This window comes from Kiloniella majae (assembly GCF_002118315.1).
Classification (GTDB): Bacteria; Pseudomonadota; Alphaproteobacteria; order Kiloniellales; family Kiloniellaceae; genus Kiloniella; species Kiloniella majae.
The window spans coordinates 226,388-239,361 of record NZ_MTSZ01000002.1 but is presented as its reverse complement, the minus strand read 5'-3'; the positions used below and the strand labels follow the sequence as shown (position 1 = coordinate 239,361).

The 12,974-nt window shown below is 46.4% G+C and carries 11 protein-coding genes; 1 reads left to right on the top strand and 10 read right to left on the bottom strand.

What is annotated here, in order from left to right:
• Nucleotides 1-4: 4 nt before the first annotated feature.
• From BKB51_RS07135 to BKB51_RS07090, 10 genes are all read right to left on the bottom strand, one after another.
• Nucleotides 5-2,209 carry an ATP-binding protein gene (locus BKB51_RS07135; protein WP_158090173.1) on the bottom strand — a complete coding sequence of 735 codons (2,205 nt, stop codon included), beginning with the start codon at nt 2,207-2,209 and terminating at the stop codon, nt 5-7.
• A 319-nt stretch (nt 2,210-2,528) separates the two neighbouring features.
• Nucleotides 2,529-3,713, bottom strand: coding sequence for an acetyl-CoA C-acyltransferase (locus BKB51_RS07130; protein ID WP_085900430.1), 1,185 nt, complete (start codon nt 3,711-3,713; stop codon nt 2,529-2,531).
• 61 nt (nt 3,714-3,774) lie between these two features.
• Nucleotides 3,775-4,542 (bottom strand): SDR family NAD(P)-dependent oxidoreductase, encoded by a 768-nt coding sequence (locus BKB51_RS07125; protein WP_085900429.1) that lies wholly within the window; start codon nt 4,540-4,542, stop codon nt 3,775-3,777.
• 69 nt (nt 4,543-4,611) lie between these two features.
• Complete coding sequence (locus BKB51_RS07120) at nt 4,612-5,517, bottom strand: hydroxymethylglutaryl-CoA lyase (RefSeq protein ID WP_085900428.1); 906 nt, start codon at nt 5,515-5,517, stop codon at nt 4,612-4,614.
• Between the two features lies 1 nt (nt 5,518).
• On the bottom strand, nt 5,519-7,501 hold the full coding sequence (locus BKB51_RS07115) for an acetyl/propionyl/methylcrotonyl-CoA carboxylase subunit alpha (protein WP_085900427.1): 1,983 nt from the start codon (nt 7,499-7,501) through the stop codon (nt 5,519-5,521).
• A 26-nt stretch (nt 7,502-7,527) separates the two neighbouring features.
• A complete protein-coding gene (locus BKB51_RS07110) occupies nt 7,528-8,313 on the bottom strand; it encodes an enoyl-CoA hydratase/isomerase family protein (RefSeq protein WP_085900426.1) in 786 nt (261 codons plus the stop codon).
• A gap of 4 nt (nt 8,314-8,317) precedes the next feature.
• The gene (locus BKB51_RS07105) at nt 8,318-9,925 is read right to left on the bottom strand and encodes a carboxyl transferase domain-containing protein (protein ID WP_085900425.1); all 1,608 of its coding nucleotides are present in this window, start codon (nt 9,923-9,925) and stop codon (nt 8,318-8,320) included.
• A complete protein-coding gene (locus BKB51_RS07100) occupies nt 9,925-11,100 on the bottom strand; it encodes an isovaleryl-CoA dehydrogenase (protein WP_085900424.1) in 1,176 nt (391 codons plus the stop codon). The genes BKB51_RS07105 and BKB51_RS07100 overlap by 1 nt, the downstream gene beginning before the upstream one ends.
• A gap of 24 nt (nt 11,101-11,124) precedes the next feature.
• The gene (locus BKB51_RS07095; protein WP_085900423.1) at nt 11,125-11,625 is read right to left on the bottom strand and encodes a PaaI family thioesterase; all 501 of its coding nucleotides are present in this window, start codon (nt 11,623-11,625) and stop codon (nt 11,125-11,127) included.
• 25 nt (nt 11,626-11,650) lie between these two features.
• Nucleotides 11,651-12,034, bottom strand: a complete 384-nt coding sequence (locus BKB51_RS07090) for a MerR family transcriptional regulator (RefSeq protein WP_085900422.1) — start codon at nt 12,032-12,034, stop codon at nt 11,651-11,653.
• A gap of 177 nt (nt 12,035-12,211) precedes the next feature.
• Here BKB51_RS07090 and BKB51_RS07085 point away from each other — a divergent pair, with 177 nt between their 5' ends.
• Nucleotides 12,212-12,847, top strand: a complete 636-nt coding sequence (locus BKB51_RS07085) for a GNAT family N-acetyltransferase (RefSeq protein WP_085900421.1) — start codon at nt 12,212-12,214, stop codon at nt 12,845-12,847.
• The last annotated feature ends 127 nt before the right edge of the window (nt 12,848-12,974 follow it).

Sequence of the window (12,974 nt, the reverse complement as noted above, 5' to 3'; positions counted from 1 at the left end):
GTCCTTAGGGTAATATATCGCCCAAATCACTTTGTAGTTTTTTCATTTCCTCTTCGGCTTCTTTGCTAAGGGCGTCGGGTTTTTTGACAACTTTCAAATCCGGTGAGCCCGAAGGGCTTGGTTTATCGATATGCGAAGCACTTATCCATCTGGATATTGCACCAATAAGAGCTTTTTGATCGATTGGTTTCGAGACATAGTCATCCATACCCGAAGCGAGATAAAATTCACGATCACCCTTCATCGCATTGGCCGTCAAAGCAATGATCGGAATGTCTGAGGTGGGCGGAGGAAGGCTGCGAATACGTTTAGTTGCTGTTGGACCATCCATTTGGGGCATCTGGACATCCATCAGAACGATATCGAACTCTTGCTTTTGAGCAATCATATAGGCTTCGAGACCATTGTTCACGATATGAAGTTTGCAGTTCAGTGGTCTTAAGAGAGATTGAATAACTTTCTGGTTTATAAGGTTATCTTCGGCCACCAGTATTTTGATGGTTTTGCCTATATAGTCAGGTATCTGATCTCTGGTGCGTTCAGCCTCTTCTTCTGCACGAACTTTCTTTTCGTCGCCCTTTTCGACAAGAATGGTAAACCAGAACGTGGAGCCCATACCGTCAACACTCTCGACGCCAATATCACCACCCATCAGATGTGTAAGCTGTTTACATATTGCAAGTCCGAGCCCTGTGCCGCCATATCTTCGGGTTGTTGAAGAGTCTGCTTGGGAAAAAGCTTTGAATAGGTTGTCTTGCTTGTCCAGTGAAATGCCTGACCCAGTGTCCTCAATTTCAAACCGAAACCTGATTTTATTATCCGTGGTTTCAAGCTGTTCAATGATAATTGAGATCTTGCCTGTTTGGGTGAACTTGAGGGCATTTCCGATAAGGTTATACAGTATTTGTCTAATCCTGCCGGGGTCGCCTTTGATAATGTCTGTATTTTTAGGAGAGTTAAGAACTTGAAACCTCAAATTCTTGGCTCTGGCTCTTGATTCCCATAGGGCTTCGGTTGTTTCAAGTAATCTTTTCAGTGAGAAATCAATATTCTCAAGTTCGATTTTCTCCGCTTCAATTTTAGACAAATCGAGGATGTCATTGAGGAGCGACAGGAGGGCTTCCCCAGATTCTTTAATGGTGAAGACACTACTGTGTTGTTCGTTGGTCAAATTACTACCAAGCAAGGAACTTACCATACCAAGAACCCCGTTCATGGGGGTGCGAATTTCGTGGCTCATGGATGCAAGAAATCTGGATTTGGCGAGGTTTGCTGCTTCGGCTTGATGTTTGGCGTTTTCCAGTTCTGTCGTGCGCTCTTTTACTCTGGCTTCCAGGTTTTCTTTGGCTTTATTAAGGGACTTTGTTGTTTTGAAAAGAACCATAAAGGCGATTGCAATACCCAATGCAAGGATACATGTTCCCGCAAGCATGATACGGGTATTGTTTTCTGCTTCCTGATAATAAATTTTGAACTGATTATCCTGTGTTTCGATCAGGATGTTTAAAATAGATAAGCTTTCTGAATCTATGAGTTCTCTGGTGAGTATTGAAAGCTCACGATCCAACGAAATAAGCTGCTCTGAATAGTCTATAATTGTTTTGAGTTCGTTGTTTTCAACGTTATCAGAGCTTTTTGATAAAGCTTTTAGATTATCCACGAGCGTAGAGAGACCGACCCTAATTTCTACAGGATTAAAAGACCTGTCATTATTCACTAATGCTATCAAGTTGATGAGGTTTTTGAGAACGGCCTGAGTTGTTTCATTACTTCGATAATTTTCTGAAAAAGTAATCAATGCCTGCGGGAAAAAGATTTCAATATCTTTGTATAAGGCATTTTGATTTTTAAAAGTTTTGATAAGGTTTTTTCGTTTAATGTGATTACGCTTATAGGCTTTATAAAGCGTTTGAAATTCAGGACTGCTTATTTCATTGTCATCAAGGTTCGTCTCTAAATTTACAAGGATTTGGTCGATCGTTGCATCAGCTTGATCATATGCTTCGTAGTTTAACCTGGTGCCAAGACGTTGCTTTAAAATTTCTTCATTAATATTGGTTTCATTGGTTTTTAGCTCCTGCAACATCAAACTTAACTGTTGCATGTGAACAGGATGTTTTCTTTGTGTCTCAATGTAGGTAAAAATTAAAACAGTGCAGAGGCTTAGCCCGAATATAATGGCGATGGTTTTAAGAAGTGCCTTACCCATTTTTGCCCTCATTCTTTGGTGAGAGAGGGAAGCATTTACCTGCAGGTTTTTTATACAGAAGTCCTGCAAAGTATTTATGTGTATTTAGACAGCGGGCCATATTAACTCATGAGGTAGTAATTATGACATGATGCTATCTATGGTCGTGGATAAAATTTAATTATTCGTAAAGCGTTTAAGAGTCGTTGGAATTCTGCTTTGGAACTTTGGCAAATATAAGAAGTCCGGTACTGATTAATTGCCTTATCAGTACCGGGTTCTGTTATCTGGTGCATCAGATGTTTTTTCTTTTACCTGCGCAAACTAAACCTTTGCTGGCTTAATATAGCTCAACAGCCAAGGCAGTGGCTTCACCACCACCAATACAAAGGCTTGCGATGCCTTTTGATCCACCTGTGCGTTTCAGGGCATGTAGTAAGGTAACAATTAATCTGGTTCCCGAAGCACCAATAGGGTGCCCCAAAGCACAGGCACCACCGTTAACATTTACCTTTGCGGGGTCGAGATTTAGATCTTTAATCGCAGCGAGGGTTACAATGGCAAAAGCTTCGTTAATTTCATACAGATCCACGTCATTCGTAGACCAGCCTGCTTTGTCCTGTACCTTTTCAATTGCGCCAACTGGTGCTGTGGTAAACCAGCAAGGTTCCTGAGAATGGGTGGCATGAGCTTTTATTGACGCCAGAGGTTTTAAACCTCTTTTATTGGCCTCGGATTTACGCATTAGTATCAAGGCTGCTGCGCCATCGGAAATAGAAGATGAAGATGCGGCTGTAACTGTACCATCAGGGCGGAATGCGGGGCGAAGATTTGGAATCTTGTTGGTATCAACTTTAAAAGGTTGTTCGTCACTCTCAACAAGCGTTTCGCTTTTACGATTTTTGACGGTTAGCGGTTCGATTTCGTCTTTGAAGTAACCAGCTTCGGTTGCCTGTTTGGCGCGATTAAGGCTTTCTATGGCAAAAGCATCCTGCTCTTCACGCGTAGCTTTGTATTTATCTGCAGTTGCTTCTGCAAAGGTGCCCATCAGTCCACCTTTGTCAAAATAAGCATCTTCCAGACCATCCATGAACATATGGTCAAGAACAGTACCATGACCCATCCGCATACCGCTGCGTGCTTTGGGAAGTATATAAGGTGCATTTGTCATGCTTTCCATACCGCCAGCAAGGACAATATCGACGCTAGAGGATGCAATGGCATCGTGTGCCAGCATAACGGTCTTCATGCCAGACCCACAGACTTTATTGATGGTTGTACAGCCAGCGGACAGGGGAAGACCGCCTTTGATTGCAGCCTGCCTTGCCGGGGCTTGGCCCAGACCAGCTGGAAGAACACACCCCATCATTACTTCCTGAATGTCTTCAGCGGAAATACCGGATCTGGACACAGCGGCTTTAATTGCCTCTGCACCCAGATCTGTGGTTGAGAGCGGGGATAAGGCGCCCTGAAAGGACCCCATCGGGGTGCGAGCTGCAGAAACGATAACGATTGGATCAGACATGATTTTGTTCCCAGTACTGTGATCTGGGTATTACCCAGCTAAAGTTGTTGGTGTTCTTGATTTAGGAAAGGCGGACAGCACCATCAAGGCGAATTGTAGAGCCATTGAGGAAAGCATTTTTACAAATGTGTGCTACTAGACCTGCAAATTCTTCCGGCTGCCCTAGTCTTTTCGGATGAAGGCTTTTTTCGACCAGAGCATCTTTTACCTTGTCGGACATACCAGCGATCATTGGCGTTTCCATGATACCCGGTGCGATTGCCATGACGCGTATTGCGCTTCGGGCGAGTTCTCTTGATAGAGGCAAGGTCAAAGAGGCAACTCCACCTTTGGAAGCGGCATATGCTGCCTGACCAATCTGGCCTTCCCAAGCTGCAATAGACGCCGTGTTGATAATAACACCGCGTTCGCCGTCAATTTCTTCGTATTGCACCATGCGTTCAGCAGCCAGTCGCATTACATTGAATGCACCAACCAGATTGATGTCGATGGTCTTGCGAAAAAGATCCAGATCATGGGCTCCGTCTCGGCCTACAAGCTTTGCGCCGGGGGCAATGCCTGCACAGTTCACAACAATACGTATAGGGCCAAGTGTGTCTTCTATAATTTTGATTGCTGATTTAACGGCGTCTGGGGCAGTGACATCGGCTGTGACAGCCGCAACATCAAGGTTTTGGGCATCCATGTCAGCTGCAACGCGGTTTACCCCTTCGTCGTTCAGGTCCATGAGGCCACACCGCACACCTTGAGAGGCTAAATGTCTTGCAACAGCTTCGCCTAATCCGGAACCTGCGCCTGTGATCAGCGCTGTAAGACCAGATAATTTCATAACTTGTTTCCTCTTATCAAAGATCAAATTTTATTATGTAATACTTATTATGTAGGGCAGGGGGGGAGATTATTCATTTCTCATCGCTAAAGATATTTTGGAATTTGGGTTACGTTGTAATTTACCGGCAATAAACCACGCCGTTTCGACCAGCTTACCGATGTTGATACCGGTCTCTACGGACATGCCATTAAACATATAAACGACATCTTCAGTCGCGACGTTGCCGGACGCACCACGGGCATAGGGACATCCACCAAGGCCAGCAATAGAGGTGTCAAAAACTGAAACACCGCACTGCCAGGCAGCAAAAATGTTCGCTAACGCCTGCCCATAGGTATCATGAAAGTGTCCGGCAAGGTTTTCTATGGGAACAGACTTTGAAACCGTCCGGATCAGTTCTTGAGTTGCAAGGGGTGTTCCGGTGCCAATGGTATCGCCAAGGCTGATTTCATAGCAGCCCATATCTAGAAGGGCTTTTGCAACCTCGGCTACTTTTTGTGGCGCAATTTTACCTTCGTAGGGACAGCCCAATACACAGGATACATATCCGCGTACTTTGATATTCTTTTCCTGGGCTGCCTGAACAACGGGCTGGAATCTCTCTAGACTTTCCCGAATAGAGCAGTTGATGTTTTTCTGAGAGAAGCTCTCGGAAGCAGCGCCAAATATAGCGACTTCTTCCACACCTGCTTCAACTGCCCGCTCAAACCCCTTGAGGTTTGGCGTTAATACTGGATAGCTAAGACCGGGCTTGCGCGTAATCCCAGAGAGCACTTCATTGGCATCAGCCATCTGCGGTACCCATTTGGGCGATACAAAAGCTGATGCTTCAATAGCAGTTAAACCTGTGTCTGATAATCTATTTATGAGCTCGATTTTTTCAGCGGCAGGTACAAGTGTTTTTTCATTCTGCAGTCCATCGCGAGGACCGACTTCGACGAGCTTTACTTTCTGGGGAGGAGTAGAGTGCATTTTATTCCTCGCTATCCAATTCAACAAGGACATCACCTTCGTTGACCTGATCATTTACCTGGCCCAGAAAAGCTTTCACGATGCCCTTGGTCGGGGCCACAATGGTGTGTTCCATTTTCATAGCTTCTAGCACCATCAAGGGATCTCCTGCTGAAACCTTGTTGTTGATGGATGCAAATATCTTGATAATTTTTCCTGGCATTGGTGCACGAAGGCCACCTGTGTCTTCTTCCAGATTTTCGGCGGCAATTAGAGGATCAAAAAGGTGGATCTGGTGGTGCTGATTATCAAGGAATATGTGGCGTTCCAATCCGTGGCAGATAACGGACGCCTTGGTTATTTTCCCATCCACTGTAACGGTCACGTGGTCATCTTTAACCTGACCGGAAACGGTGTATTCCTTTTTGTTGATCAAGAGGCTGTAACCATCTGCGTGATATATTGCAACGACGTTATGTTCCTGATCGTTCTCGGTGAAGAGTAATCTTTTTTGTGCTCTGCCCCCCAAACGCCACCCGTCTTGGGAACCCCAAGGTGAGTGAGGCTCTGATTGTGGAATGTTTGGTGTATGTCCTTGTAGCTCTACTAGAGATGCGAGGATTAAGGCGAGATCTGAAGCTGTTGATTTCTCGGAGAACAGACTTTCCTGTTCTCTTTCTATCAAGCCGGTATCCAGTTGTGCAGCTTTAAAGGGTGGAACATTGGCAAGTCGATTAAGGAAAGCAACGTTGGTTTCAAGCCCGACGATATGCGTGTCGTTAAGAGCTGAACTTAGTCTGTCCAGTGCTTTTTCCCGTGTTTCATCCCAGGTAATCAACTTGGCAATCATGGGGTCATAATGTGGGGAGACAACGCCGCCTTGTTCGACGCCAGCATCAATACGGATATGCTCGGAAGCAGTAGGAAATGTCAGGCGAACCAACTTTCCTGTGGCGGGTAGGAAACCATTGTCAGGATCTTCTGCATAGATCCGGGCTTCAAAAGCATGGCCAGAGAGAGAAATCTCATTTTGTTGTGCGGGAAGAGGCTCTCCGGCTGCGATACGTAGTTGCCATTCAACAAGGTCGAGACCTGTAATAAGCTCGGTTACAGGGTGTTCGACCTGAAGGCGTGTATTCATTTCCATGAAATAGAATTCGCCATTTGGGGCAAGAAGGAATTCGACGGTACCCGCGCCGCGATATCCAACAGCCTCAGCGGCTGCGATCGCAGCTTTGTGCATGGCATCGCGGGTTTCATCACTTAATCCGGGGGCAGGCGCCTCTTCGATAACCTTTTGATGGCGACGTTGCGAGGAACAATCACGCTCGAACAGATGTATTGTGTTGCCATGGTTATCAGCAAAAACTTGTATTTCTACATGACGAGGGTTTTCGATGAACTTCTCTATAAGAACACGGTCATCGCCGAAAGCTGCTTTTGATTCTCGCTGACAGGACGCAAGCGCTTCTTCAAATTGCTCGGCTTTTTGCACGATCCGCATGCCTTTGCCTCCACCACCGGCAGAGGCTTTGATCATCACGGGATAGCCAATTTTATTGGCTTGTTCCACAAGATGAGCGGTATCCTGGTTTTCTTCTTCGTATCCCGGTGATAGGGGCACTCCTGCTTCACGCATTAGACGTTTAGAGGCTGATTTATCCCCCATGTCGATAATTGACGAGGCTGGTGGGCCGATAAAGACAATATCATTCTGGGCGCAGTTGTTTGCAAAGTTGGCATTCTCAGAAAGAAACCCGTAGCCGGGGTGAATCGCCTGAGCCCCTGTTGCTTTAGCAACATCGAGTATTCGATCTGCGAGGAGATAGCTTTCCGCAGGAGGTGGTGGGCCTATATGGATGGCTTCATCGGCTTCTTGCACAAAAGGCGCATCCCGATCGGCGTCTGAATAGACGGCAACGGTTTTCACACCCATTAAATGGGCGGTCCTGATTATGCGTCTGGCGATTTCACCACGGTTTGCAATAAGGATTTTATTAAACATTCAATTCTTCCTGATCCAAGTCCGATTTAGGCGACCCAATAAGCTTTGCGTTTTTCGAAGAAGGCGCTGAGACCTTCGCGACCTTCAGGCTTTAACCGTTGTTGAGCGATGAGCTCAGCGGTCTCATTCATCAAGTTATCATCGAGTTGTCGATGACTAACTGTTTTAATAAGTTCCTTTGCCACATGAAGGGCATCAGGGGCAGCAAGATTTAAGGAAGACAAAAGATCTTCTATTGTCTGATCCAGTTGTTCATCAAGACAGCTTTCATGAACAAAGCCGATATCGGCTGCTTTTTCTGATCGGAATATCTCAGCAGTCAGGAAGTACCGTCGGGCTTGCCTTTCGCCCATCGCGGCAACCACATAAGGTGCAATGGTCGCAGGAACCAAACCAAGTTTTACTTCAGACAGGCAGAACTTGGCGTATTCTCCAGCAATTGCGATGTCTGCCACTGCTGTCAGACCAACGCCGCCCCCAAAGGCGGCCCCCTGTACACGTGCGATAACAGGTTTAGGGCATTCAGCTATGGTATTGAGCATATGGGCGAGTTTGAGCGCGTCGACCCGGTTCTCTTCTTCGGTAAAACTTGCTGCGCGTTTCATCCAGCCGAGGTCTGCACCCGCACTGAAACTTTTGCCTCTGCCGCCGAGCACAATTGTCCGGATGTCAGAATTTTTACCCAGTTCGTTAAAGGCCTGGGTTAATTCCGCGATCATCACTTCATCAAGGGCATTGTGAACTTCCGGGCGGTTCATCCAAACCCATGCATTCGATGATCTAATTTCTATTTCAAGCGTTTGATAAGTCATATCATTACATCCTGAAGACACCGAACCTGGTGTCTTCTATTGGTGCATTAAGAGAGGCAGATAAGCCTAGGGCCAGCACCCGTCGCGTTCGAGCGGGATCAAATACGCCATCGTCCCAAAGACGTGCTGAGGCGTAATAAGGCGAGCTCTGTTCTTCGAACATATCCAGCATTGGTTGTTTGAATTCTTTTTCTTCCTCTGCTGACCAGGTACCACCTTTTGCTTCGATATTATCCCGGCGAAGTGTGGACATAACAGAGGCAGCCTGTTCGCCGCCCATGACCGAAATGCGTGAATTCGGCCACATCCACAAGAAGCGAGGTTGATAGGCTCTGCCGCACATGCCGTAGTTACCAGCCCCAAAACTTCCCCCAATCAGAACGGTGAACTTAGGGACATTCGCTGTCGCTACCGCGGTGACCATCTTGGCACCATCTTTTGCGATACCGCCTGTTTCGTATTTACGACCAATCATAAAGCCTGAAATGTTTTGTAGGAAAACAAGCGGAATGCCTCGTTGCGCACAAAGTTCGATAAAGTGTGCTGCTTTTTGGGCGCTTTCTGAAAAGAGAATACCGTTGTTTGCAACAATACCGACAGGATAGCCCCATATGCGCGAAAAGCCACAGACGATACTGGTACCGTAACGGGCTTTGAATTCATCAAAGCGAGATCCATCAACAATGCGGGCAATGACTTCGCGCACATCATAGGGTGTTTTTAGGTCACTGGGGACAACACCATAAATTTCCTTGGGATCATAGAGCGGTTCCTCTGGTTTGGACAGATTGAGTTGATTGGGTTTTTGCCAATTCAAATTGTCAACCACATGACGGGCGATGGTTAGGGCATGGGCATCATTTTCTGCTAAATGGTCCGCGACACCGGACAGGCGGGTATGAACATCTGCCCCACCCAAATCTTCAGCAGAGACAATTTCACCCGTTGCTGCTTTTACAAGGGGAGGGCCGCCCAAGAAAATTGTGCCTTGTTCCTTGACGATAATAGTCTCGTCAGACATGGCCGGTACATAAGCGCCGCCAGCAGTACAAGACCCCATGACCACCGCGATTTGGGGAATGCCCATGGAAGACATCTGGGCCTGATTATAGAATATCCGGCCAAAGTGATCTCTATCAGGGAAAACTTCGTCTTGGTTCGGAAGGTTTGCGCCACCTGAATCGACCAAATAAATACAAGGGAGCCTGTTCTCCTGTGCAATTTCCTGTGCCCGGAGATGCTTTTTAACCGTCATTGGGTAGTAAGTACCGCCTTTGACCGTTGCATCGTTTGCCAAAATCATGCACTCGACGCCGGATACCAAGCCGATACCTGCTATAACGCCGGCGGCGGCAATGTTGGCATCATACATATTGTGGGCAGCTATCGGAGATATCTCTAGGAAAGGAGATCCGGGATCTAGCAAAGCCTCAACGCGTTCTCTTGGGAGCATCTTTCCGCGAGAAAGGTGCTTTTCACGTGCCTTTTCCGGGCCACCTTTTGCCGTTTCCGCCAGAATGTTGTTCAGGTTATCTACCAGCCCTTGCATATGAGCTGCATTGGCCTTGAATTCATCTGATCGAGGAGAGATTTTAGAACGTATGACAGACATTATGCTGTCTCCCCAAAGAGTTCCCGACCGATGAGGTATCTACGGATTTCGCTGGTACCTGCGCCAATTTCATAGAGCTTGGCATCGCGCCATAACCGACCTGTCGGGAATTCGTTGATATATCCATTTCCGCCCAGAACCTGAATTGATTCGCCAGCCATCCATGTGGCTTTTTCCGCGGAATAGAGGATCGCACCGGCAGCATCTTTTCGGGTCGTTTCGCCGCGATCACAGGCTTGCCCAACGGCATATACATAGGATCGGCAGGCGTTCCAGGTTGCATAGATATCCGCCATTTTTCCCTGCATCAATTGGAACTCACCAATGGCTTTGCCAAACTGCTTACGCTCGTGAATGTAAGGGACAATGATGTCCAGACAGGATGACATAATGCCCAAGGGGCCACCAGACAGAACAGCACGCTCATAGTCCAGACCAGACATGAGAACACGGACACCACCATTTAGGTCGCCAAGAATATTTTCTTCCGGAACTTCACAGTCCTGAAAGACGAGCTCGCCAGTGTTTGAGCCGCGCATCCCAAGCTTATCCAGTTTTTGTGCTACTGAAAAACCGGGGAAATCTTTTTCGATAATAAATGCGGTGATACCTTTGGGGCCTGCTTCAGGATCTGTTTTTGCATAAACAACTAAGGTATCGGCATCTGGTCCGTTGGTGATCCACATTTTGTTTCCGTTCAGAACATAGTGATCACCCTTTTTTTCTGCCTTAAGACGCATGGAAACAACGTCGGAACCAGCCCCGGGTTCCGACATAGCCAAGGCACCAACGTGTTCTCCGGTGATTAGCTTTGGCAGGTACTTGGATTTTTGTGCATCCGTTCCGTTGCGCTTAATCTGATTAACGCAGAGATTGGAATGGGCGCCATAGGAGAGAGCAACAGATGCGGAAGCCCGGCTGAGTTCTTCCATTGTGACAATATGGGCGAGATATCCCATACCGCTGCCGCCATAGCTTTCATCAGCTGTGATTCCCAGTAGTCCCATGTCCCCCATTTTGCGCCACAGATCCATCGGAAATTCGTTGGTTTCATCAATCTCAGCAGCACGAGGAGCGATTTCTGCATCGGCAAAGGCTTTGACGCTGTCTCGCAGCATGTCGATTTCTTCACCGAGGTTGAAGTTTAAGCTAGGGAAGTTATGGCCTGTACTCATGATTTTTATCTCCAGTGAGGAAACTTAGTTTTCTATTCTTGTTTTTTGAATCTTTGCGATTGTCGCGGCGACGTCAGGTTTGTTTTCCATCCGCATAAAGGTGCCTTGAGCCGCGGCAATATGAACTTCTGAATTATCGTTTTGCAGGGCGTAAACATCCATGCGGGCGATTGTAACACGTCTACCTGCTCTCAGGACGGTGCCTTTGCCGATTAATTTTTTCCCTGCGCCCGGTGCCATCATATTGATTTTGTATTCAACCGTCAGAATTGAATCATTTTCTTCAATCAATGTGTAGGTGGCATAGCCCCCCACATAATCAGCAAGGGCACCGATAACCCCACCTTGAAAAAAACCATGATGTTGGGATAGTTCTGGGCGAAATGGTAGCTCCATTTCCACATACCCAGGTTCAATGACGGTTAACTCTGCACCCAGTGTTTTCCCGAAACCTGTATTGTTATAGCTATCGCGAATAAGATCTGCGTAGGCAGGATTTCGGGGTTCAAAGTGTGTTTTGGCCATCGGTTGTTCCCTGTGTTTTATATCTTTATTTTAGTTCATTAAGGCGTTGTTGAACGGAGCTATTTACCTGATTAAGTTCTTCCAGAGTTTCCAGAATGTCTTTTTGTTTTTGTTCCAGCTCTGCCTGTCGTTCAGCAATGCGATCTTGTAGCTTTTCAAGTTGCCCGCGTTCTCCCGGGGCGTGATCATACATTTCAATGATCTCCCTGACTTCTGCCAGACTGAACCCCAGCCGCTTTCCCCTTAAAATAAGTTTTAGTCGGGTTCTGTCCCTTGGTGTGTACAGACGCTTACGAGCTTGCCGTTCAGGATTAAGAAGCTTCTCATCCTCATAAAACCTGAGCGTACGGGTTGTAATCCCAAATTCTGCAGTGAGTTCCGTAATGGTGTAGTAGCGTCTTTTTGTCATTGTGATAGTATTTACGCATTTTACGTAAACGTCAACATTGTTTAATTTTATCAATTAAAACAATTGAATATTATTAGTGATGTCAAGAATCTAATGGTTTTCCTGTACTATTCATAATGAGATCCTTTAGGCTTGTCGTAAGACTGCACTTTCATTCTATATACTTGGAAAATTCAAATGACACCTTCAGGGGAAAAGATCTTATCTAAGGCCAAGAACGTATCCTCAGCGGGGGCACCGCCAAAGTTATCGGCGGTAGATGTCGTTCGGGTGAGCTTTGAGACTGAGCGGTTAATATTACGCCGCTTTACCTCTGATGATTATCAAGCGCTTTATGATATGCGTAGTCAGAGCGAGGTCGTGAAGTATTTATATGGCGGAGCTCATACGCCTGAGATGACACAGACTGAACTTGATCAACGTTTGGCTATGAAAAGCTTTGAGCAGGATGGCGACAAAATTATTCTGGCGGTTGAAGAAAAAGCAACGGGGTCTTTTGTTGGGGACCTTGTTCTTATTCTAAAGGATAAAGCTTCGTGTCAGGGGGAAGTCGGTTTTGTGTTTAATCCTCATCACCACGGTAAAGGCTATGGTTATGAAGCCACACGAAAACTGATCCAGTTTGGTTTTGATCATATAGGTTTACACCGGATTATCGGGCGCTGTGATCCCAGAAACAAAGCATCAGCAGGATTATTACGTAAACTTGGTATGAATCAGGAAGCACATTTTGTCGAAAACGTATGGGCAAAAGGTGAATGGACCAGCGAGTTTGTTTTTGCCATACGTCATTCGGAATGGGCTGAAATATGATCTGACAGGATGAAAGTTTAAGTATCAAAAATACTGGAACTTCCAAAAACTGACATGAATTTGTCATGCCTTTGAAATCAGAACACTGCATAGCAGGGGGAGAATAAATACCACCCATCGGGAGTCC

What these genes read in the sequence shown, in the direction of transcription:
- BKB51_RS07135 (WP_158090173.1), bottom strand. Translation starts at nt 2,209, where the DNA reads ATGGGTAAGGCACTTCTTAAAACCATCGCCATTATATTCGGGCTAAGC.
- BKB51_RS07130 (WP_085900430.1), bottom strand. Translation starts at nt 3,713, where the DNA reads ATGTCTGATCCAATCGTTATCGTTTCTGCAGCTCGCACCCCGATGGGG.
- BKB51_RS07125 (WP_085900429.1), bottom strand. Translation starts at nt 4,542, where the DNA reads ATGAAATTATCTGGTCTTACAGCGCTGATCACAGGCGCAGGTTCCGGA.
- BKB51_RS07120 (WP_085900428.1), bottom strand. Translation starts at nt 5,517, where the DNA reads ATGCACTCTACTCCTCCCCAGAAAGTAAAGCTCGTCGAAGTCGGTCCT.
- BKB51_RS07115 (WP_085900427.1), bottom strand. Translation starts at nt 7,501, where the DNA reads ATGTTTAATAAAATCCTTATTGCAAACCGTGGTGAAATCGCCAGACGC.
- BKB51_RS07110 (WP_085900426.1), bottom strand. Translation starts at nt 8,313, where the DNA reads ATGACTTATCAAACGCTTGAAATAGAAATTAGATCATCGAATGCATGG.
- BKB51_RS07105 (WP_085900425.1), bottom strand. Translation starts at nt 9,925, where the DNA reads ATGTCTGTCATACGTTCTAAAATCTCTCCTCGATCAGATGAATTCAAG.
- BKB51_RS07100 (WP_085900424.1), bottom strand. Translation starts at nt 11,100, where the DNA reads ATGAGTACAGGCCATAACTTCCCTAGCTTAAACTTCAACCTCGGTGAA.
- BKB51_RS07095 (WP_085900423.1), bottom strand. Translation starts at nt 11,625, where the DNA reads ATGGCCAAAACACACTTTGAACCCCGAAATCCTGCCTACGCAGATCTT.
- BKB51_RS07090 (WP_085900422.1), bottom strand. Translation starts at nt 12,034, where the DNA reads ATGACAAAAAGACGCTACTACACCATTACGGAACTCACTGCAGAATTT.
- BKB51_RS07085 (WP_085900421.1), top strand. Translation starts at nt 12,212, where the DNA reads ATGACACCTTCAGGGGAAAAGATCTTATCTAAGGCCAAGAACGTATCC.